At 68.9% G+C, this 21,268-nt stretch carries 16 protein-coding genes and 1 tRNA gene; 9 read left to right on the top strand and 8 right to left on the bottom strand.

The features are described 5' to 3' along the window. Positions 1-5 precede the first annotated feature (5 nt). Genes AAFO60_RS18430 through AAFO60_RS18420 form a run of 3 tightly spaced genes read right to left on the bottom strand, consistent with a single transcriptional unit; the run spans position 6 to position 4,058 of the window. Entirely contained in the window at positions 6-1,388 is a 1,383-nt protein-coding gene (locus tag AAFO60_RS18430) for a glutamate decarboxylase (RefSeq protein ID WP_347957692.1), read from the bottom strand. Between the two features lie 49 nt (positions 1,389-1,437). Then, a complete protein-coding gene (locus AAFO60_RS18425) occupies positions 1,438-3,315 on the bottom strand; it encodes a YhgE/Pip domain-containing protein (protein ID WP_347957691.1) in 1,878 nt (625 codons plus the stop codon). Between the two features lie 2 nt (positions 3,316-3,317). Beyond that, positions 3,318-4,058 (bottom strand): ATP-binding cassette domain-containing protein, encoded by a 741-nt coding sequence (locus AAFO60_RS18420; protein ID WP_432211728.1) that lies wholly within the window; start codon positions 4,056-4,058, stop codon positions 3,318-3,320. Positions 4,059-4,511: 453 nt separating this feature from the next. On the opposite strand from AAFO60_RS18420, the gene AAFO60_RS18415 reads away from it, so the two are divergent. Further along, on the top strand, positions 4,512-5,294 hold the full coding sequence (locus tag AAFO60_RS18415; RefSeq protein ID WP_347957690.1) for an HAD-IIA family hydrolase: 783 nt from the start codon (positions 4,512-4,514) through the stop codon (positions 5,292-5,294). A 9-nt stretch (positions 5,295-5,303) separates the two neighbouring features. Here the strand turns inward: AAFO60_RS18415 and fgd are convergent, their stop codons facing one another. Further along, on the bottom strand, positions 5,304-6,317 hold the full coding sequence (gene fgd, locus AAFO60_RS18410) for a glucose-6-phosphate dehydrogenase (coenzyme-F420) (RefSeq protein WP_347957689.1): 1,014 nt from the start codon (positions 6,315-6,317) through the stop codon (positions 5,304-5,306). 248 nt (positions 6,318-6,565) lie between these two features. Here fgd and AAFO60_RS18405 point away from each other — a divergent pair, with 248 nt between their 5' ends. Both AAFO60_RS18405 and AAFO60_RS18400 read left to right on the top strand, forming a co-directional pair. Further along, positions 6,566-10,441, top strand: coding sequence for a Pls/PosA family non-ribosomal peptide synthetase (locus AAFO60_RS18405; protein WP_347957733.1), 3,876 nt, complete (start codon positions 6,566-6,568; stop codon positions 10,439-10,441). Between the two features lie 117 nt (positions 10,442-10,558). Beyond that, positions 10,559-11,917 (top strand): M1 family metallopeptidase, encoded by a 1,359-nt coding sequence (locus tag AAFO60_RS18400; RefSeq protein ID WP_347957688.1) that lies wholly within the window; start codon positions 10,559-10,561, stop codon positions 11,915-11,917. A 58-nt stretch (positions 11,918-11,975) separates the two neighbouring features. Here AAFO60_RS18400 and AAFO60_RS18395 read toward each other — a convergent pair whose 3' ends face one another. Continuing rightward, positions 11,976-12,590: a dTDP-4-dehydrorhamnose 3,5-epimerase family protein gene (locus AAFO60_RS18395; protein ID WP_347957687.1), complete on the bottom strand. Its 615-nt coding sequence runs from the start codon at positions 12,588-12,590 to the stop codon at positions 11,976-11,978. Positions 12,591-12,594: 4 nt separating this feature from the next. After that, positions 12,595-13,470, bottom strand: a complete 876-nt coding sequence (gene rfbA / locus AAFO60_RS18390; protein WP_347957686.1) for a glucose-1-phosphate thymidylyltransferase RfbA — start codon at positions 13,468-13,470, stop codon at positions 12,595-12,597. A 93-nt stretch (positions 13,471-13,563) separates the two neighbouring features. Between rfbA and rfbB the strand changes: the two genes are divergently transcribed. After that, positions 13,564-14,568 (top strand): dTDP-glucose 4,6-dehydratase, encoded by a 1,005-nt coding sequence (rfbB, locus tag AAFO60_RS18385; RefSeq protein ID WP_347957685.1) that lies wholly within the window; start codon positions 13,564-13,566, stop codon positions 14,566-14,568. A gap of 65 nt (positions 14,569-14,633) precedes the next feature. Further along, positions 14,634-15,653: a UDP-glucose 4-epimerase GalE gene (galE, locus tag AAFO60_RS18380; protein WP_347957684.1), complete on the top strand. Its 1,020-nt coding sequence runs from the start codon at positions 14,634-14,636 to the stop codon at positions 15,651-15,653. Positions 15,654-16,002: 349 nt separating this feature from the next. Here the strand turns inward: galE and AAFO60_RS18375 are convergent, their stop codons facing one another. After that, positions 16,003-17,274, bottom strand: coding sequence for an MFS transporter (locus tag AAFO60_RS18375; protein ID WP_347957683.1), 1,272 nt, complete (start codon positions 17,272-17,274; stop codon positions 16,003-16,005). Further along, entirely contained in the window at positions 17,271-17,903 is a 633-nt protein-coding gene (locus tag AAFO60_RS18370; protein WP_347957682.1) for a GntR family transcriptional regulator, read from the bottom strand. The genes AAFO60_RS18375 and AAFO60_RS18370 overlap by 4 nt, the downstream gene beginning before the upstream one ends. 303 nt (positions 17,904-18,206) lie before the next feature. Between AAFO60_RS18370 and AAFO60_RS18365 the strand changes: the two genes are divergently transcribed. The 4 genes from AAFO60_RS18365 to AAFO60_RS18350 all read left to right on the top strand — a co-directional run bounded on the left by AAFO60_RS18365 (position 18,207) and on the right by AAFO60_RS18350 (position 21,265). Next, positions 18,207-19,421 carry an NAD(P)-dependent malic enzyme gene (locus AAFO60_RS18365; protein WP_424326968.1) on the top strand — a complete coding sequence of 405 codons (1,215 nt, stop codon included), beginning with the start codon at positions 18,207-18,209 and terminating at the stop codon, positions 19,419-19,421. Positions 19,422-19,470: 49 nt separating this feature from the next. Beyond that, the gene (locus AAFO60_RS18360) at positions 19,471-20,328 is read left to right on the top strand and encodes an arylamine N-acetyltransferase family protein (RefSeq protein ID WP_347957681.1); all 858 of its coding nucleotides are present in this window, start codon (positions 19,471-19,473) and stop codon (positions 20,326-20,328) included. Positions 20,329-20,391: 63 nt separating this feature from the next. After that, positions 20,392-20,467: transfer RNA gene (locus tag AAFO60_RS18355), tRNA-Thr, on the top strand. Between the two features lie 198 nt (positions 20,468-20,665). Then, on the top strand, positions 20,666-21,265 hold the full coding sequence (locus tag AAFO60_RS18350) for a hypothetical protein (RefSeq protein WP_347957680.1): 600 nt from the start codon (positions 20,666-20,668) through the stop codon (positions 21,263-21,265). Positions 21,266-21,268 lie beyond the last annotated feature (3 nt).

Genomic DNA, 21,268 nt, shown 5'->3' with positions numbered 1-21,268 from the left:
TTCTTCTAGTGGTGGAAGTGCGACGCGGCGCCCTCGCGCGGCATCGGCGCGTCGAGGTTGTTCAGGAAGTCCACCTCGGTGCGCATGTCCTCGAGGACCTTGTCGGCCAGGTCGTGGCTCAGGCCGGCACGGACCACGATCCGCTGCACGGTCATCTCGGCGAGATCGTCGGCCAGCGGGTAGGCCGGGATCTGCCAGCCCTTCATGCGCATTCGGTCCTGCAGGTCGTACAGATTCCAGTTCGGGTTCGCGTCCTTCTTGAGCCGCCATGCGAACACCGGGATGGTGTCACCGCGGCTGACCAGCTCGAACGGACCCATCTTCTCGATCTCCGACGACAGGTACTGCGCCACGTCGAGCGAGCCCTGCTGCACCACGCGGTAGCCTTCACGGCCCAGTCGGAGGAACTGGTAGTACTGCAGCAGCACCTGCGCGCCGGGCCGCGAGAAGTTGAGCGCCAGGGTCGGCATGTCGCCGCCGAGGTAGCTGCAGTGGAAGACCATGCTCTCCGGGAGCGCCTCGGCGTCACGCCAGACGATCCAGCCCACACCCGGGTACACCAGGCCGAACTTGTGCCCGGAGGTGCTGATCGAGGCGACGCGGTCGATGCGGAAGTCCCACTCCAGCTCGGGCTGGCAGAAGGGCGCGATCATCGCGCCGGAGGCGCCGTCGATGTGGATATGGACATCGAGTCCGGTGTCGGCCTGGATCTGGTCGAGCTTGGCCGCGATCTCCTTGACCGGCTCGTAGGCGCCGGTGTAGGTCTGGCCCATGATCGCCACGACGCCGATGGTGTTCTCGTCGACGTACTTCTCCAGGTCGTGGCCGTCGAGGAACATGTGGTCCTCGCTGACCGGGACCCAGCGCGGCTCCACCTCGAAGTAGTTGGCGAACTTCTCCCAGCACACCTGGACCGCAGTCGACATGACGATGTTCGGCGTCTCGGTCGACTTGCCCTCGGCCTTGCGCTTGGCCTGCCAGCGGCGCTTGAGCGCCAGCCCGCCGAGCATGCACGCCTCCGACGAACCGATCGTCGAGGTGCCGAAGGTGGACTCGACATCCGGGTTGTTCCACAGATTGCCCAGGATCCGCCAGCAGCGGTCCTCGATCGCGGCGGTCGCCGGGTACTCATCCTTGTCGATCATGTTCTTATCGACGGTCTGCATGTAAAGAAGCTGAGCTTCCTTGTCCATGTAGGTGGAGACGAAGGTCGCCAGATTGAGGCGCGCGTTGCCGTCGAGCATCGCCTCGTCGTGGACGATCTGGTAAGCCGCGCTCGGCAGCATCATATCGTCCGGCATGTCGAACCGGGGCAGCTCCGTCGCCTCGCCGTCCAAGGCGAACACGGGCTTGAGAACAATCGAATCGTTCGAACGCGAGTTGGACATCAAATCTCCTTCGACGTGCTTTGGATTGGTTCGGTTGCCTGCCACCCGGTCACACTTCGACCGGCGGGTAGAGGCGATCCATCGTGTACTGACGGTTGCGGTGCGCGGCCCACGTCGATACGGCGATGAAGACAAGGGTCAGGCCGATGACGACGGCGAGCGCCACCCACAGTCGGTAGTCGATCCCGCCCAGGGTCAGCTGCCGCAGTCCGTTGACGGTGTAGGTCATCGGATCGCCGTAGTGCATGTACTGGAAGGGTTTCGTCGTCGTCTGCACCGGATAGATGCCGCCCGCCGAGGTCAGCTGGATCATCAGGAAGGCCAACGTGACCACTCGTCCGACCGCCGGGCCGAACAGGGCGTTGAACATCTGGATCATCGCTAGGAACATCGCGACGATGAGCAGCATGAATCCCAGTGTGGCGGCCGGATACTCGGGCCGCATGCCGATCGCGTAGACGACCACCGCGTACAGGATGGCGGCCTGCAGGATGCCCACCGCGAAGGTCGGGAAATAGGACGCCAGCACGACGCGCAACGGGTTGAGGCCCTGGGCGACCGGCCGCGCCTGAATCGGCGTGAAGAGCATCCAGGCGATGATGCAGCCGACGAACAGTGCGAGCGAGAAGAAGAACGGGGCGAAGCCGGTGCCGAAGGTCGCGGCCTCGTGCTCGGTGTTCTGGGTGAGCTTGACCGGCTGCCCCAGGGTGTCGGCGAGTTCCTTCTTCTGCGCGGCGGTCCAGTGCGGGATCGCCTTGACGCCCTCGTCGAGACCGGCCGCCAGCTCCTTGGCACCGGTCGACAGCTCGACCAGGCCTGCGGTGAGCTTGTTCGCACCCGCACTGAGTTCTTCGGCTCCGGCGCGCGCCTTCATGATGTCGTCGTGCGCCACACCGGGCTCGAGCAGCGTCATCGCCATCCGGAGCGGGCTGTTCGGGTTGGCCAGCTCACGGCTGACCGCGGCCGAGTCGGTGCTGATCTGCTGCAGTTCGGCCGGCTTCGTCGCCGGGCTGTCGGTGCTCAGCAGCCGCTGCCGCACGCCCTCCAGAGCCTGCCCGGCCGAGCGGACCGCCGGATCCGGGTGCGCCTTCAACCGGCTGATCACCGAGCCGAGGGCGTGGGCGGCCTGACTCTCGCCGGTCGCCGCGGTGCCGCTGATCTTGCTGAGGGCGTCGGCCGACCGGCTCATGCGGTCGGCGGTCGCCGCCAGCTCGGCCGCGCTCATCCCGTTGCCCTGGTTCTCGGTGAGCTTGAGCAGCGGATCGGTCGCCTTGATGACGGCACCGCTGAGCTCGTCGATCGCCGACGACAGTTCCGCGGACCCGTCGTGGGCGGTCACCAGACCGGCGCTGATCTCGTTGGCGCCGTCGGCGGCCTGCTTGATCTTGCCGACCATCGAGCCCGCGTCGTTGAGGACGATCGAGAAGGTCTGCTGCCCCACCTGCGCGCCGACCTGGTTGACCACCTGCTGGGCCGCGTCCTGGCCCATGATCGTCGCGAGGTAGTTGTTGGCGTCGTTGTAGGTGAAGATCAGCTCGGCCGACTCCGGCTTGTCGGAGGTCGGCGAGGCGATCTTGGTGCTGAAGTCGGCGGGCAGGGTGATCGAGAAGTAGTACTTGCCGTCCGCGACGCCCTTGGCGGCCTCCGACTCCGAGACCACGTTCAAGTCGAGTTGCTTCGAGTCGATCAGACCCGTCACCACTTGGTCGCCGGCGTTGAGCTTCTCGCCCATCACCTCGGCGCCGGTGTCCATGTTGACCAGGGCGACCGGGATCTTGTTGACCGCGTTGAACGGATTCCAGAAGGCCCACAGGTAGAGCGCGCCGTACATGAGCGGCATCAGGATGATGACCACCAACGCCAGTCGCGGCATGCGGCCGCGGTAGTAGCGCTTGAAGTCACTGCCCGGAGAGAACGCAGCAAACATGTTCAGTTGGTCCGATCTGCCGGCTCGAGCCGGACGAATTCGTCGTCAGTCAGGTTGTCCACGGCCACGACCCGCACCTGCCCGGCGTGCGCGGGGGCGCCGTTGACGTCGGCGGTGACGACCGTCTGCGTGCGGCCCAGCTCGATGAGCCGGTCGAGCATCAGGTTCGAGTTCTCGACGCGCGTCAGGTTGTCGACGCCGCCGACCACCAGCAGTTCGGGGCGGCGGATGTTCGCCACCGCGACCCGGAACAGCGCGGCGGTGAGTTCGGGCAGTTCTTCGACGTAGGAACGCAGCGAGGGCAGCTGCAGGTCGTCGCCGAAGACCGGGCGGCAGATGCGTTCCAGATCATCGTCGGTGGCCTGCCGCACCCAGCGATACCAGGGAGCGTGCCAGCGGAGCTGCTCGGTGAGCACATCGCGGACCCGGATCGTCTGCTCGATGCCGTCGACCTCTTCGATGAAGCCCATCGCGGCGTGCCGGAACAGGAAGTGCGCGTCGTTGGTGCGCCCGAACGCCTCCAGCGTGCCGCTGGTCGGCTTCATCCGCCCCGACAGCGTCAACAGCAGCGCGGTGCGGCCGCGGCCGCCCGAGCCCTGCAGGACCGTGACCCCGCCGGGCAGGACGCTGACGTCGGTCGGTCCGAAGATGTGGCCCCACGATGCCGCCACGCCGATTCCGGCAGCGTGCACCAGCGGCGCGTCTGCGGGCAGGGCGCCCGGCAGAGAGTCGTCGATCCTCACGCAGCCATCACCGAACCCGACCAAGCGGTCACGCCTGAAAACTCACGCTCGATGCCGGTAATACACCGATCACGCAAAAAACCCATACCGGAAAACCTATCGTTTCAGCGTGATTCACGCCTCGCAATGACGCTTTCGTCGCGACCCGTCACCGCGGACCATGAGGGATTGTGAAGACACGCTGAACTGCGGTTTAGACAGTACAGGCATCATGACCAGGCGTCCTGTCGGCGCCATCCATGACACAGATCGAAGCACCCTCGGCCAAGATTCGTCCAATCGCTGTAGCATGTTCGGACTAAGGACCCGAGTCGCGAGCGGCACGAAAACGACTGTCCGCGACACCGTCCCGGCTGTCGGCCGACGACGAGACGCGCATCGACCGGCCACCGGCCACCGGCCACCGCCGAGCATTGCCGCCCCCGGCGCGCGGGCGCGGTGGACAATGGAGCCATGACGGTCAACTACCTGATGGACATGGACGGTGTGCTGATCAGTGAGGAGCGGCTGATCCCGGGCGCCGACGCCTTGATCGCCGAACTCCGGGACCGTCAGACACCGTTCAGCGTGCTGACCAACAATTCGATCCGCACGCCGCGCGACCTGCGAGCCCGGCTGCTCGCGTCCGGCCTCGACGTCCCCGAGGCCAACATCTGGACCTCGGCGCTGGCGACCGCGCAGTTCCTGCGGTCGCAGCGACCCGAGGGCAGCGCCTACGTCGTGGGCGAGTCAGGACTCACCACGGCACTGCACGACATCGGCTACGTCCTCACCGACGCGGACCCCGACTACGTGGTCCTCGGGGAGACGCGGACCTACTCGTTCGAGGCGATCACCACCGCGATCCGGTTGGTGGAACGCGGTTCCCGGTTCATCGCCACCAACCCGGACGCGACGGGTCCGTCGTCGAGCGGCCCACTGCCGGCGACCGGCGCGGTGGCCGCACTGATCACCCGGGCCACCGGCCGCGAGCCGTATTACGTCGGCAAGCCCAACCCGCTGATGATGCGCAGCGCGCTGCGGCGGATCGGCGCCCACTCCGAGAACACGTTGATGATCGGCGACCGGATGGACACCGACGTGGTCTCCGGTCTCGAAGCGGGACTGCAGACGATCCTGGTGCTCAGCGGCATCTCCACGCGGGAATCGGTCGAGGCGTACCCGTTCCGCCCGACCCGAGTCATCGAGTCGGTCGCCGAACTGGTCGGCCGCACCGACAAACCGTTCGACGACTGAGCCGCGGACTCAGGCCAGCTCGCGCAGCTTCGGCACCACGTCGGTGGTGAACGCCTCCAGGAAGCGACGCTGGTCGTGGCCCGGATTGTGGAAGACGAGGTGGTTGAGACCGGCGTCGAGGTAGGTCTTGATCTGCGCGACGGCGTCGTCGGGGTCGGAGGCGACGATCCACCGCTTGGCGACCTGCTCGATCGGCAGTTCGTCGGCCAGCCGCTCCATCTCCACCGAACTGTTGACGCTGTGCTTCTGTTCGGGCGTCAGCGACAGCGGCGCCCAGAACCGGGTGTTCTCCAGCGCCTGCCGCGGGTCGGGATCGTAGGAGATCTTGATCTCGATCATCCGGTCGATCTGCTCGAAGTCCCGCTCGGCCTTGGCCGCACCCTCCTTGACCGCCGGGATCAGTTTCTCGGTGTACAGGTCCATCCCCTTGCCCGAGGTGCAGATGAAGCCGTCGCCGACGCGGCCGGCGTACCGTGCGACCACCGGCCCGCCCGCGGCGATGTACACCGGCACCGGCTTGGCCGGAACGTCGTACATGTACGCGCCCTGCGTGTGGTAGTAATCGCCCTCGAAATCGATCTTGTCGCCGGTCCACAGCTCACGCATCAGCCGGACCGCCTCGCGCAGCCGAGCGAAACGCTCCTTGAACTCGGGCCAGTCGCCGCGGAATCCGGTGGCGTACTCGTTGAGGGCCTCGCCGGTGCCGACCCCGAGCATCACGCGCTCCGGGTACAGGCACGACATGGTCGCGAAGGCCTGCGCGACGACCGCCGGGTTGTATCGGAACGTCGGCGTCATCACCGAGGTGCCCATCTGGATGCGCCGGGTCCGCTCGCCGACCGCCGCCATCCACGCGAGCGAGAACGGGGCGTGGCCGCCGTTGTGCCGCCACGGCTGGAAGTGGTCGCTCACCGTCACCGAGTCGAGTCCGAACTCCTCGGCCATCACCCCGACCTCGACCAACTCGCGCGGATCGAACTGCTCTGCCGACGCCTTGAGTCCGAGCTTCAACGGTGCTGCCATGTGTCTTCTCCGTAGGGGCTAGTCGTGAATGATCCGATCCGTCTGCGCCGACGCATCGCGTCGCCGACGTGATCCAGCTTACGGCGCGACCATATCCCGCAGGTCCGACAACGACCGGCACGCCGAAGTCGCCGCTCACCGCGCTGCGGGACCGCGGGAGCTGTTGCACAATGACCTGGGCGCATCGCGGTGGTGCGCCCGCTGGTCGCTGCGTTCCCGGAGGTCAATCGCCCGTGCCAACCCCGCCCGTGAGGATCCCCCGGCAGTATCTGCTCGGCGACCAGGCACCCGCGCCCCGCACCCTGTGCGACCTCCTCGCGGCGACCGCCCGCACCCACCCCGATGCGCCGGCGATCGACGACGGCGACCAGATCGTCTCCTACTCCGAGCTGATCGCGCTCGTGCGACGGGTGGCGCGGCGGCTCGGCGAGATCGGCATCGGCCGCGGCGATCGGGTGGGCATCCGCATGCCCTCCGGCGACCGGCACCTCTACATCGCCATCCTCGCCACCCTCTACGCAGGCGCCGCCTACGTTCCGGTCGACGCCGACGATCCGGAGGAACGCGCCCGCCTGGTGTTCGGCGAGGCCGACGTCGACGCCGTCATCGACGCCGAGGGCGTGCACCGACGCACCGACCGACCGACCGACGCACCGGCCCCCGCCTTCACCGCCTCCCCCGCGACGCTGTCGGACGATGCGTGGATCATCTTCACCTCCGGGTCCACCGGCAAGCCAAAGGGCGTCGCGGTCACCCACCGCAACGCGGCGGCCTTCGTCGACGCCGAAGCGCGGCTCTTCCTGCAGGATGAGCCGCTCGGGCCCGGCGACCGCGTGCTCGCCGGACTGTCGGTCGCCTTCGACGCCTCGTGCGAAGAGATGTGGCTGGCCTGGCGGCACGGGGCCTGCCTGGTCCCGGCACCGCGCGCGCTGGTCCGATCGGGCATGGATCTGGGTCCGTGGCTGGTCAAACGTGACATCAACGTGGTGTCGACGGTGCCCACGCTGGCCGCGATGTGGCCCGCGGAAGCGCTCGAAGCCGTCCGGCTGCTGATCTTCGGCGGCGAGGCCTGCCCGCCCGAGCTGGCCGACCGTCTCGCCACCGACGACCGCGAGGTGTGGAACACCTACGGGCCCACCGAGGCGACCGTCGTCGCCTGCGCGGCGCAGATGCACCGGGGCCGACCGGTCCGCATCGGGCTGCCCCTGCTGGGCTGGGATCTGGCGGTCGTCGGACCGGATCAGCAGCCGGTCGCCGTCGGCGAGTCGGGCGAGCTGGTGATCGGCGGCGTCGGCCTGGCCCGCTACCTCGATCCGGTCAAGGACGCCGAGAAGTACTCGCCGATGCCGACCCTCGGCTGGGATCGCGCCTACCGCAGCGGCGACGTGGTGAAGCTCCTCGACGAGGGCCTGGAGTTCGTCGGCCGGGCCGACGACCAGGTCAAGATCGGCGGCCGCCGCATCGAGCTCGGCGAGGTCGACAACGCGCTGCAGAACCTGCCCGGCGTCAGCGGGGCCGCGGCCGCCGTCCGCAAGACGGCCACCGGCAACGCCCTGCTGGTCGGCTACCTGGCCTCCACCGACCCGGGGTTCGACCTGTCGGCGGCGCAGGCGCACCTGCGTGAAGAACTGCCCGCCGCCCTGGTGCCCCGGCTGGTCCTGATGGACGAGCTGCCCACCCGCACCTCGGGGAAGGTCGATCGCGACGCGCTGCCGTGGCCGGTGCCCGGCACCGACGCCACCGACGGCGGCGACGACCTGACCGGGACGCAGGCGTGGCTGGCCGAGCAGTGGACCGGGGTCCTCGGGGTCCGGATCGGCTCGGCGAAGGCCGACTTCTTCGCCGAGGGCGGCGGTTCGCTGTCGGCGGCCCAGCTGGTCACCGCGCTGCGGGTCCGCTACCCGGACATCACCGTCGCAGATCTGTACGACCACCCGCGCCTGGGCTCGCTCGCCGAACTGCTCGACTCGCGCAACCCGGGCGCCGCGGTCACCCCGCGCACCGTCCGACCGGTGCCGCGCGCGACCGGGCTGGCCCAGGCGGTGGCGTCGGTCCCGCTGGCCACCCTGACCGGCATCCAGTGGATCACCTGGCTCGGTGTCGCGAACAACGCCGGTCGGGCCGTCGCCGACGCCCTCGACTACCGCGCATCGTGGCTCGTCTCGGTGAACTGGTGGCTGCTGATCGCGGCCTTCCTGGTCTTCGTGACCCCGTTCGGTCGACTGGTGATCGCCGCGGCCGGTGCACGCGCCCTGCTCGGCGGCGTCGCCCCGGGCGTCTATCCGCGCGGCGGCTCGGTGCACGTGCGGCTGTGGCTGGCCGAACGGTTGATGCAGGCCAGCGGCGCCTACAACCTGTCGGGGGCGCCGTGGCTGCCCACCCTGGCGCGGGCGCTGGGCGCGCGGATCGGGCGCGGCGTCGACCTCCATTCGCTGCCGCCGGTCACCGGTCTGCTGGAGATCGGCGACGGCGCCGCGATCGAGCCCGAGGTCGATCTGGCCGGCTGGTGGCTCGACGGCGACGACCTGGTCATCGGGCGGATCGACATCAAACCGGGCGCGACCGTCGGCTCGCGGTCGACGCTGCTGCCCGGCGTCGTCGTGGGCCGCGACGCGATCGTCGACCCCGGGTCGGCGGTCATCGGCAAGGTCAAGGCGCGGCAGCAGTGGTCGGGTTCACCAGCCGTCAAGGTCGGCAAGGCGAAGGCGCAGTGGCCCGACCATCGCCCGCCGCAGCGCAAGTGGTGGGTGCCGCTGTATGCCGCGACCGCCATGATCATCTCCGGGATCCCGCTGGTCTCGCTGGCCGCCGGGCTGGCCGTGATCGGCGCCTGGGCGCTGTCGGCCGACACGATGGCGGCGGCCGCGCTGCGCGGACTGGCGATGGCCCCGGTCGCCGCGGTGGCCGCCATGGCCGTGTTCGCGCTGCTGATCCTGCTCTCGGTCCGCGCCCTGTCGGTCGGCATGCGCGCGGGCGTGTATCCGGTGCGCTCGCGCACCGGCTGGCAGGTGTGGGCCACCGAACGGCTCATGGATTCGGCGCGCACCTACCTGTTTCCGCTGTATGCGAGCCTGTTGACGCCGTGGTGGTTCCGCGCGCTCGGCGCTCGCATCGGCCGGGGCACCGAGATCTCGACCGCCCTGGTGCTCCCGAAGTTCACCACGGTCGGCGACGACTCGTTCCTGGCCGACGACACGCTGATGGCGTCGTACGAGCTGGGCGGCGGGTGGATGCGCGTCGGTGAGGCAAAGGTCGGCAAACGGGCCTTCCTCGGGAATTCCGGCATGGTCGCTCCGTCACGGAAACTGCCGAAGAACTCCCTCGTCGCGGTCCTGTCGTCGGCGCCGGTGAAGTCCAAGAGCGGGTCGAGTTGGCTGGGCAGCCCGCCGGTCCGCCTGCGACGCACCCCGTCGGAGTCGGACGCCGCGCGGACCTTCGCGCCGACGGCCGGTCTGCGCGCCGCACGCGGCGCCGTCGAAACCCTGCGCATCATCGCGGTGATGGTCTCGTTCGGCATCGGCATCAGCGTTCTGTTCGCCATGCAGGCGCTCGCCGTCGAATGGGGGGTGTGGGCGTCCGTGCTGCTGAGCGGGGTGATCCTGCTGGCCGCCGGCGCGATCGCCGGCCTCGTCGCCGCGGTCGCGAAGTGGACCGTCGTCGGCCGGATCCGACCCGCCGAGCACCCGCTGTGGAGTTCGTTCGTCTGGCGCAACGAGCTGTCGGACGCCTTCGTCGAGACCGTCGCGGCACCGTGGTTCGCCAATGCCGCCGCGGGGACGCCGGTGCTCAACCTGTGGCTGCGGGCACTGGGCGCCAAAATCGGCCGCGGCGTCTGGTGCGAGTCGTACTGGCTGCCCGAAGCCGACCTCGTCGAACTCGGCGACGGCGCCACCGTCTCGCGCGGCTGCGTGGTGCAGACGCACCTGTTCCACGATCGGGTGATGGCCATCGACACGGTGGTCCTGGCGGCCGGTGCGACGCTCGGCCCGCACTGCGTCGCCCTGCCTGCCTCCGGTGTCGGCGAGTCGGCGACGGTCGGACCCGCGTCGCTGGTGATGCGCGGCGACGTGGTCCCGGCGCACACGCGCTGGCAGGGCAACCCGATCGCCCCCTGGCCGCGCTGACCCGGCCTGCACTGATCCGACCTGCACTGACCCGGCCCCACGCCCGCGCGACAGCGGGCCGACCCCCTCAGCGGTACCCTCGAGGAGTCGTACCGACGAACGAACGAAAGGCTGGTTGTGCCGGGCAAACTCGGGAAGACCGCGTGGCACACCCCCACCCTCAGCGCCGCCTCGCACGAACTCGACCCGTACCTGCCCCGCAGCGGGAACCTCGGCTATCGGGTCTCACGCTACGACCTCGATCTGACATACAAGGTCAACAGCAACCGACTCGACGGCGTCGCGACCATCACCGCGTCGTCGTACCAGCAGCTCAACCGCTTCAGCGTCGACCTCGCCTCGACGATGCGCGTCGACAAGGTGTCGGTCAACGGCCGTCGCGTCCGCTACTCGCACCGCTCCGACAAGCTGACCGTCACCCCGGCGGCACCGGTTCCGCCCGGCGGCGCACTGGCCGTAGAGATCCGCTACGGCGGCAACCCGCGCCCCATCCGCACCACCTGGGGCACCGTCGGCTGGGAGGAACTGGAGAACGGCTCCCTGTGCGCCAACCAGCCCAACGGAGCGCCGTCGTGGTTCCCGTGCGACGACCATCCCGAGGCCAAGGCGCCCTTCCGCATCGAGATCACCACCGACAGCCCGTACTACGCGCTGGCGAACGGCCGACTGGTCGGCAGACGTCGCCGCGCCGCCCAGACCACCTGGGTGTACGAGCAGGTGGAACCGATGGCGACCTACCTCGCGGCCGTCCAGATCGGCCAATACGAGCATCGCACCATGACCGACGGCCCCGTCCCGGTGCGCGCGCTGCTCCCGGCGCACCTCGGTGCCGACTTCGACGTCAGCTTCGGCAGGCAGCCGCAGATGATGAAGGCCTTCACCGAGATGTTCGGCCCCTACCCGTTCCCCGAGTACACCTCGCTGATCACCGAGGACTCGCTCGACATCCCGCTCGAATCGCAGGGCTTCTCCACCTTCGGCGCCAACCACTGCGACGGCACCCTCGATCACGAACGACTGGTGGCCCACGAGTTGGCCCACCAGTGGTTCGGCAACTCGGTCACCGTCGCCCGCTGGCGCGACATCTGGCTGCACGAGGGCTTCGCCTGCTACGCCGAATGGTTGTGGAGCCAGCATTCGGGCGGCCGGTCGGCCGACGAGTGGGCCCGGCACTACTACGCGAAGCTGGCCGCCGCGCCGGTCCGCGTCCCGCTCGCCGACCCCGGCGCGAAGGACATGTTCGAGGACTGGGTGTACAAGCGCGGCGCCATGACCCTGCACGCGCTGCGGCTGCGGATCGGCGACGGCCAGTTCTTCGCCCTGATCCGCCGCTGGACCGAGAAGTACGCCTACCGCTGCGTCACCACCGAGGACTTCATCGCGCTGGCATCGACGTTCTCGGCGACGTCACTGGCCGACCTCTGGCGGGACTGGCTGTTCACGCCGGAGTTGCCCGCGTTCCCGGCGCTCGGGTGACGCTCGGCGGTTCTCCACCCGGGCCCGGTCCTGACCCGTCACCGTCGCGGGCGCGCGGTCAGCGCTGATCGCCGACGAACCGGGTGACCGTCGCATGATCGGGCAGCAGTCCCGCCTCCCGCGCCTGCGACAACCGCGGTGCGGCGGCGTCCTTGTCGGACAGCAGGTACTCGAGCGGCGCACCGTCGCGACCCACGCGCGGCCAGTCGATGCCCAGTTCCGGGTCGGTCGGGTTCACGCCGTGCTCGGCGCCCGGGCGGTACCCGGTGGAGCACAGGTAGGTGACGACCGAATCGTCCTGCAGCGCGCAGAATGCGTGTCCGAGACCCTCCGACAGGTACACCGCACGACGGTCGGCGTCGTCGAGCAGCACGGCGTCCCAGCGGCCGAAGGTCGGCGATCCCACGCGCACGTCGACGACCACGTCCAAGACGGCGCCCACCGTGCACGTGACGTACTTGGCCTGCCCCGGCGGGACGTCGGAGAAGTGCACGCCGCGGATCACGCCGGCCGCCGAGACCGACGTGTTGACCTGCGCCAGGTCGAACCGGTGCCCGATGGTCTGCGCCACCACGTCGGCCTTGAACGCCTCCAGGAAGACGCCGCGGTCGTCGGTGTGACGGACGGGTGTGAAGGCCCAGGCGCCGTCGATGCTCAGCGGTCGTACGTCCATGCGGTCACAGCTCCCGTCCGTGCTCGAGCAGGTCGAGCAGATATGTCCCATAGCCGGATTTCACCAGCCGCTCGGCGCGGGCGCGGAGTCGATCGTCGTCGAGGTACCCGAGGCGCCACGCGATCTCCTCGGGCACACCGATCTTGAGGCCCTGCCGCTGTTCGACGGTCCGCACGAAGTTCCCCGCGTCGAGCAACGAGTCGAAGGTACCGGTGTCGAGCCACGCCGTCCCGCGCGGGAGCACGGTCACGTGCAGTTTGCCGCGCCGCAGGTACTCGGCGTTGACGTCGGTGATCTCGTACTCCCCGCGGGCCGACGGCGCCAGCGCGGCCGCGATGTCGACGACGTCGTTGTCGTAGAAGTACAGGCCCGGCACCGCGTAGCGGGACTTGGGCCGGGCGGGCTTCTCCGCCAGCGACACGGCGGTTCCGTTCGCGTCGAACTCGACGACCCCGTACGCGCTGGGGTCGGCGACCCGATAGGCGAAGATCGCGCCGCCGTCGAGGCCGTCGAACCCCTGCAGCTGCGATCCCAGACCGGGGCCGTAGAAGATGTTGTCGCCCAGCACCAGCGCGACCGTGTCGTCGCCGATGTGGTCGGCGCCCAGGACGAAGGCCTGCGCCAGTCCGTTCGGCTCGTCCTGCACGGCGTAGGTGATGCGCACGCCGAACTGCGAGCCGTCGCCGAGCAGCCGTTCGAAGGCGTCGCGGTCGGCCGGGGCGGTGATGACGAGGACGTCGCGGACCCCGGCCAGCATCAGGGTCGAGAGCGGGTAGTAGATCATCGGTTTGTCGTAGACCGGCACCAGCTGTTTGCTGACGCCCTGGGTGATCGGGTGCAATCTGCTCCCGGTGCCGCCCGCCAGGATGATTCCGCGCATGCGGTCAGCCTATCGGTAGAGTCGGACGAGGCGGATTCTCGCGGATGCGGGCCTGCCCACCGACGTCCATCGACGACCTTCAGGAGCAGCGGCATGCGGGTGCTTGTGACCGGCGGCGCCGGATTCATCGGCGCCAATTTCGTCCTGCGCACCTTGCAGACCAGGCCCGACGCCCGGCTGACCGTGCTCGACAAGTTCACCTACGCCGCCAATCCCGCCACCCTGGAGCCGGTCGCCGACCGCGTCTACGTGGTCCGCGGCGACATCGCCGACGCCGCGGTGGTCGACGGCCTGGTCGCCGACGCCGATCTGGTGGTGAACTTCGCCGCCGAATCGCACAACGACAATTCGCTGGCCGACCCGTCGGCCTTCGTGCAGACCAACCTGGTCGGCACCTACACGCTGCTGGAGGCGGTGCGCCGCCATCGTGTGCGGTTGCATCACATCAGCACCGACGAGGTGTACGGCGATCTCGATCTCGACGATCCGTCACGGTTCACCGAGGATACCGCCTACCGTCCGTCGAGCCCGTACAGCGCCACCAAGGCGGGTTCGGACATGCTGGTGCGCGCGTGGGTACGCTCGTTCGGCGTCGACGCCACCCTGTCGAACTGCTCCAACAACTACGGCCCCTACCAGCATCTGGAGAAGTTCATCCCCCGCCAGATCACCAACGTGCTCACCGGGGTGCGACCCAAGCTGTACGGCGACGGCCGCAATGTCCGCGACTGGATTCACGTCGACGACCACAACGACGCCGTGTGGACCATCGTCGATCGCGGTGCCATCGGTGAGACGTACCTGATCGGCGCCGACGGCGAGGTCGACAACCGCACCGTCGTCGAGTCGATCCTGACCGCGCTCGGGCAGCCGGCCGACGCCTTCGACTTCGTCACCGACCGCCCCGGCCACGACCGCCGCTATGCGATCGACGCCACCCGCCTGCGCACCGAGCTCGGCTGGACTCCCCGCTACCGCGACTTCGCCGCCGGGCTGGCGGCGACCGTCGACTGGTACCGCGACCATCGCGACTGGTGGGCGCCGGGCAAGGCCGCGGTGGAGGCCGAATACGCCCGTACCCAGCGCGTTCTCGATTGACCACAGCCCGAAGAACCCCAGCCCGAAGAATCACAGCACCGAAGAAGATCGGAGACCGAAACCTCATGCGCGTTCTCGTCACCGGCGGCGCCGGCTACATCGGCTCCCACACCGTTCTGCAACTGCTGGCCGCCGGGCACGACGCGGTGATCGCCGACGACTTCAGCAATGCCAAACCGGCGGTCGTCGATCGGCTCGAGGAGTTGGCGGGTCGGCCGATCACCGTGCACCGTGTCGACCTCACCGACAAGGCCTCCACCGAGGCGGTCTTCGCCGCCGAGCCGGTCGACGCCGTCATCCACTTCGCCGGGTTCAAGGCGGTCGGCGAATCGGTGGCCGAGCCGCTGAGCTACTACCGGAACAACCTGGACACGGCGTTCACGGTGCTCGAGGCGATGGCCTCACACGGCGTCCGGCAATTCGTCTTCTCGTCGTCAGCCACGGTGTACGGGGAGAATCCGGTGCTCGAGCGCACCGAGGACATGCCGACCTCGGCGACCAATCCCTACGGCTGGACGAAGGTGATGATCGAGCAGGTGCTGCGCGACCTCGCCGTCGCCGACGACACGTGGCGGATCGCGCTGCTTCGCTACTTCAATCCGGTCGGCGCCCACGTGAGCGGCCGGATCGGTGAGGATCCGAGCGGGCTGCCGAACAATCTGATGCCGTTCGTCTCGCAGGTGGCGGTCGGGCGGCGCGAGAAGCTGTCGGTCTTCGGCGACGACTACGACACCGTCGACGGCACCGGCGTGCGCGACTACATCCACGTCGAGGACCTCGCGGCCGGCCACATCGCCGCGCTCAAGCGGATCGGCGAGCACGACGACGCGCTGTCGGTGTGGAATCTGGGCAGCGGCGAGCCGGTGTCGGTGCTGCAGGTGATCGACGCCTTCTCGCGCGCCAGCGGCCGCGAGATCCCCTACGAGGTGGTGCCCCGCCGTCCCGGCGATCTGCCCGCCTACTGGGCCGATCCGTCCAAGGCCAACCACGAACTCGGTTGGCGCACCACCCGTTCCATCGACGACATGTGCGCCGACACCTGGCGCTGGCAGTCCCAGAACCCCGACGGCTACCCCGACCGCTGAGCGCAGGCGATCAAGACCATCCCAGGCTCATCGAGTAGCCCGTGAACGAAGTGAGCGAGCGTATCGAGATGCCTCGATCACGGCCTACTCGACAACCCTGAACGGCACACGCCCCATACACAGGCAGCCCGCGAACGACGTAAGGGAGCGTCCCACGATGCCTCGATACGCCGTCTCGCTGCGCTCGATGGCTACTCGACAACCCTAAGCGGCACACGCCCCTCCCAGGCTGATCGAGTAGCCCGCGAACGAAGTGAGCGAGCGTATCGAGATCCCCCGACCACGACCTACTCCGACACCCCTGAACGGCACACGCCCCTCCCAGGCCGATCGAGATGCGCGGCTCAGGTCATCGGACCCCGGCCGCACGGTTCAGCACGACCTCCTGCTCGGCGGCGACCGCCGGCCGCGGACCCGCGATCGACGTCCGGTTGGCGACGGCGACCACCGCGGCGCTCAGGACCGTCATGGCGATGCCGAAGCCGAACATCTCCGGGTACCCGATGGACTCGAACCGCTCGGTGACCCACGACATGATGGCCGGCGAGGCGAACCCGAGGTAGGTGAGCGTGTACAAGACGGCGGTCAGACCGGCGAGGTCGTCGGGGCCGGCGATCCGCTGCACTTCCAGCAGACAGGAGATCAGCGCCATGCCGTATCCGCAGCCCAGCACGGTCGCAGCGACGATCGCCAACGGAATCGACGGTGCCGCGGCGACGCCGATGGCCAGGGCCAGACCGGCTGCGACCAAGACCATCGCAACGATCATCGCGCGCGGCGAACCGGGCCGGTCGATGCGTTTGCCCAGGCTCTGAATGAAGAAGCCGGCAGTCAGCCCGGCGACGCAGCACACGCCCGCGAAGGCGATCGCCGTGCCCGGCGTGTGCGCAGTCATCAAGGCGGGGATCACGGCGTAGCCGACGGCGCACGCGCCGAACACCCACGGGGCGATAGGTGCCACGATCAGCCAGAACCGCGGACTCCGCGCCGACGGGATCGCCAACGCGTCGCGCAGTCGGCCGCCCGCCGCCGGGGTGCGGGTCTCCGGGGTTCGGATGATGAGCAGCAGCGAGGCGATCGCCAGCGCGACGTTGATCGTGTAGGCCGACTGCCCGGGGAACGGGGCCCACTGCGCCAGAACCGCGGCCAGGCCGGCACCGATCCCGAAGCCTGCGGTCAGACTGAGTGCCGCTCGCCGCGCGCCCGCCGAGATCGGGTCGCCGGCCCGGTCCGACAGCTCCTTGATCCAGGTGCCGCCGACCGCCATCGCCAGGCCCAGGGCGATGCCGCTGAGGATCCGTCCCGCGGCCAGCAGCGGCACCGAGTGCTCGCCCGCCGCCAGCAGGACCGATCCGGTCGCGGCGATCACCGGCGAGGGCAGCATCAGCGTTCGACGGCCGAATCGGTCGGACAGCGGCCCGCCGATCAGCAGCGCGGGCACGATCCCCAGGACGTACAGGAACAGCAGGACGTCGACGGTCACCGCGGAGAAGTCCGACACCGTCCGGTACATGACCAGCAGCGGCGTGAACTCGTTGCCGCCCCAGGCGGCGGTGAACACGGCCAGGCAGACCGCGGGCCAGCCGGCCGTCGCGGCGCGCTCGGCGACTCGGCTCGTCATCGCCCCTCCGTTCCGTGCACACCGGCCAGGTGTGCGGTCAACACGGCTGCGAACCGGTCGGCGTCGCCGGACTGCACGATCTGCTTGAGTTCGGTGTGGTCGGCGACGATCCGCTGCGTCACCGCGGCGTCGCGCCGCAGTCGATCGGCCGTCATCCGCCGCTGACGTTCACCGAGCGAGACGTAGAAGTCCGACAGCAGTCCGTTGCGACCGGCGGCGACGATCAACTGGTGGAACTCCGCATCCAAGCGCGCGAACTGGGCGGCGTCGGCCCGGTCGACGAGTCGATGGCGCGCGAGGTTGTCGTCCAGTCGATCCACCAGGTCGGCGATGGCCGCCGGGTCGGCGGTCATCGACCGCAAGGCGTGGGTCTCCAACAGCACGCGGGCGTCGAGCACCTCGCGCGCCTCACCTTCCCCGATCGGCACCACGAGGGCGCCCCGTTTGGGGTACAAGCGCATCCATCCTTCGGCCGCCAAGCGCAGGAAGGCTTCGCGCACCGGAGTCCGGCTCACCTCGAAGCGGGCCGCGATCTCACCTTCGCTGATCATCTCGCCACCCGGGATCTCGCAGGTCAGGATCAATTCCTTGACCTCGTCGTACACCCGATCCGCCGATGAATACGTCATAGACACAAGATGTACATTAGCGCGTGACGGCGCTTCGGGCCCACCCGGGCCGCCGAGATCACAGCCGGGCGCGCACCTTCCCGGGGCCGGTGGCAGAATCGCTGGAGTGCCGCGCCGGCACCACCTCGTCGGCGCCGCACGACCGCCGCTGTTGCCGGGTCGGAGCCGATCGCTCGCCGCGATGCGACGTTCACCGCGACATGACCACGCGTTCCCACCGTGCGGAAGCGGGTTCCGCACAACACAGATCCGCGGAGCAGAGTTCAAATGCGGCCGATTCGCGTCCGCATCGAGGAGTACACAGTGACCAGCACGGCAGACGAGACAATCGCTGCACCGAGTGAGCCGGAGATCACCGACATGCCCATCACCGACGACGAGATCTTCCAGTCGCACGAAGGCGGCAAGCTGTCCGTCGAACTGAGTTCGCCGATCCAGACGCAGCGCGATCTGTCGATCGCCTACACCCCCGGCGTCGCGCAGGTCTCGCGCGCCATCCACGCCGACGCCGCCCTCGTCGACAAGTACACGTGGACCCAGCGGCTGGTGGCCGTCGTCTCCGACGGCACCGCGGTGCTCGGTCTCGGCGACATCGGTCCCCGCGCCTCGCTTCCGGTGATGGAGGGCAAGGCGGCCCTGTTCCGCAGCTTCGCCGGGCTCAACGCGATTCCGCTGGTCCTGGACACCACCGACCCCGACGAGATCGTCGAGACGCTGATCCGACTGCGGCCGAGCTTCGGCGCGGTCAACCTCGAGGACATCTCGGCGCCGCGCTGCTTCGAGATCGAGAAGCGCGTCATCGAGGCCCTCGACTGCCCGGTCATGCACGACGATCAGCACGGCACCGCCATCGTGGTCCTCGCCGCCCTCAAGGGCGCCGCACGCTTCCTGGGCCGGGACCTGGCCGGCCTCAAGGTCGTCGTCTCCGGTGCCGGCGCCGCCGGCGTGGCGTGCGCCGAGATCCTCCGGGCCGCGGGCATCGAGGACATCGTCGTCCTCGACTCGAAGGGCGTCGTGCACTCGGGCCGCACCGACATGGTCGAGTACAAGAATGAAGTCGCGAAGTGGAGCAATCCGCGCGGCCTGACCGGCGGCATCGCCGAGGCACTGAGCGGCGCCGACGTCTTCCTCGGCGTCTCCGCCGGCACCGTCGACGAGGAGCTCGTCGCCACGATGGCCGACGACGCCATCGTCTTCGCCATGTCGAACCCGGATCCGGAGATCCACCCGGACGTGGCCGCCAAGTACGCGGCGATCGTCGCGACCGGACGCAGCGACTTCCCGAACCAGATCAACAACGTCCTGGCGTTCCCCGGCGTCTTCGCGGGCGCGCTCGACGCCGGCGCCCGTCGGATCACCGAGAACATGAAGATCGCCGCGGCCGACGCCATCCTGGCCGTGGTCGGCGACGACCTCGCCGCCGACCGGATCGTCCCGAGCCCGCTCGACGAGCGCGTCGCGCCGGCCGTGGCACGGGCGGTCGCCGACGCCGCACGGGCCGACGGCGTCGCCGACTGACGCGAGTTCCACTGGCCGAGACCGTCGTCGTGCGAGCAGACTGGGACCCATGATGTCCCTCTGGCACGGCGACGGTCTCGATCTCTCGGCGTACCTCGGCAGACTCGGGCTGGCCCGACGACCGGCGGCCACCGTCGAGGGGTTGCGCCTGCTGCACCGCGCGCACGTGACGACGATCCCGTTCGAGAACCTGGAGATCATCGTCGGCCGCCCGGTCCGCCTCGACCTCGACTCGGTGCAGGCCAAGCTGGTCGCCGAGCGACGCGGCGGCTACTGCTTCGAGCACGTCACGCTGTTCGCCGCGGCCCTGGAAGCGCTGGGCTTCCGCTTCACCGCGCTCACGGGCCGAGTCACCCTCGGCCGCGAGGCGCACACCCGCCCGCCCACGCACGCCTTGCTCGTGGTGGAGTTCGCCGACGGCTCACGGCACCTGTGCGACGTCGGCTTCGGCCGCGGACCGCTGGAACCGCTGCTGCTGGTCGACTACGCCGAGTCCGACCAGGACGGTTGGCGGTTCCGTCTCACCAGCAGACCCATGGACGACGTCTTCGGCACCCGGTCGTGGACCGCCTGGCAGCGCGGCACCGACTGGACCGACCGGCACGTGTTCACGTTGAATCCGCAGTTCCCGATCGACTACGCGGTCGGCAACCATTTCGTGTCGACGTCGCCGCACTCCCCGTTCACCGCCCGCACCTACGTCCAGCGATTCTCCGAGCGTGAGCATCACACGCTCGACGCGCTGACCTGGACGGCCGAGACGCCCGACGGCACCGAGACCGTCCGCGAGGTCGCGGCCGCCGAGGTACCGGATCTGCTGGCCGACGTCTTCGGCATCGTCTTGGGCTCAGACGATCGCCGCACGGTGGTCGAGCGGGGCGCGCCGACCTCCTCTCGGGCCGTCTAGCACCCGTTTTGCTTGCGGGGCCGACGACTCGGTACGATCATGAGCGCTGTCGCGAGACGGCACGCCGCCTTAGCTCAGTCGGTAGAGCGATTCACTCGTAATGAATAGGTCAGGAGTTCGATTCTCCTAGGCGGCTCCACGAGAACAGCCCGGCCACCTGCATCGCAGGGGCCGGGCTGTTCTCTTTCCCCGCCGGGGAGAGCGACACACCCATCAGCTCTTCTGGGTCAGCGACCAGCGCTTTCGTGCCGTCCGCCTCAGCCGATTCGAGACCGATGCCCTGTTCTCCATAAACTCGGTTACGATTCTGCCCCCGATCTTCCACGAGGACGTGCTCATGATTCCCCGTACCCTCCGGCGCTCGCTGCTGGCAACCGCCGCGGTACTCGCGATGCTCACCGGTTTCATCTTCGCGAGTCCGGGGCAAGCCGCCGCGGCCGACCGCTACCAGGGCCCCCAGCTCAAGGCCGAGCAGGGCTCGTTCGGCGACAAGAACTTGAAGCTGACTCTGACGAATCCGAACAGCACGGCAGGGTTCTTCAACGAGTCGAGCTGCACGTCGGTCCTGCTCAGCGGCACCCAGGCCCTGGAGGCCTACATCGCGTACAACGCCAAGGACTACATCAAGCTGGTGGCGATCATGCTCAAGTCGGAGTCGAAGGCAGGCCCCGCAGCCAGCAACAACCTGCTGAGCCCCGGCCCCAACTCGAACTCGAAGAACGTCAAGGCCGCTGACGGCGTCTACATATTCCTAGGCACCTGCGGCGGCATCAAGTCGCTGGAGCCGGGCAACGTCGGCGTCGGCATGCTCCCGATCGTCGTTCCCAGCGGCATCGGCAGCATCGGCTCGGTCCTGGACTTCGGCAGCCTCGCCCTGGAATCAGGTGCGGGAAGCTCCGACGTCGCGACCCTGATCGGTCTGCTCAGCGGGAGCTAGGCG

The sequence above is a fragment of the Gordonia aichiensis genome (assembly GCF_039946255.1).
Classification (GTDB): domain Bacteria; phylum Actinomycetota; class Actinomycetes; order Mycobacteriales; family Mycobacteriaceae; genus Gordonia; species Gordonia aichiensis_A.
Note: the sequence above shows the minus strand (reverse complement) of the source record. Positions and strands in the feature narration are given on the sequence as shown.

Excerpts from the sequence above, each read along its gene's own strand:
- AAFO60_RS18430 (WP_347957692.1), bottom strand. The coding sequence starts at position 1,388 with ATGTCCAACTCGCGTTCGAACGATTCGATTGTTCTCAAGCCCGTGTTC.
- AAFO60_RS18425 (WP_347957691.1), bottom strand. The coding sequence starts at position 3,315 with ATGTTTGCTGCGTTCTCTCCGGGCAGTGACTTCAAGCGCTACTACCGC.
- AAFO60_RS18415 (WP_347957690.1), top strand. The coding sequence starts at position 4,512 with ATGACGGTCAACTACCTGATGGACATGGACGGTGTGCTGATCAGTGAG.
- fgd (WP_347957689.1), bottom strand. The coding sequence starts at position 6,317 with ATGGCAGCACCGTTGAAGCTCGGACTCAAGGCGTCGGCAGAGCAGTTC.
- AAFO60_RS18395 (WP_347957687.1), bottom strand. The coding sequence starts at position 12,590 with ATGGACGTACGACCGCTGAGCATCGACGGCGCCTGGGCCTTCACACCC.
- rfbA (WP_347957686.1), bottom strand. The coding sequence starts at position 13,470 with ATGCGCGGAATCATCCTGGCGGGCGGCACCGGGAGCAGATTGCACCCG.
- rfbB (WP_347957685.1), top strand. The coding sequence starts at position 13,564 with ATGCGGGTGCTTGTGACCGGCGGCGCCGGATTCATCGGCGCCAATTTC.
- galE (WP_347957684.1), top strand. The coding sequence starts at position 14,634 with ATGCGCGTTCTCGTCACCGGCGGCGCCGGCTACATCGGCTCCCACACC.
- AAFO60_RS18375 (WP_347957683.1), bottom strand. The coding sequence starts at position 17,274 with ATGACGAGCCGAGTCGCCGAGCGCGCCGCGACGGCCGGCTGGCCCGCG.
- AAFO60_RS18370 (WP_347957682.1), bottom strand. The coding sequence starts at position 17,903 with ATGACGTATTCATCGGCGGATCGGGTGTACGACGAGGTCAAGGAATTG.
- AAFO60_RS18360 (WP_347957681.1), top strand. The coding sequence starts at position 19,471 with ATGATGTCCCTCTGGCACGGCGACGGTCTCGATCTCTCGGCGTACCTC.
- AAFO60_RS18350 (WP_347957680.1), top strand. The coding sequence starts at position 20,666 with ATGATTCCCCGTACCCTCCGGCGCTCGCTGCTGGCAACCGCCGCGGTA.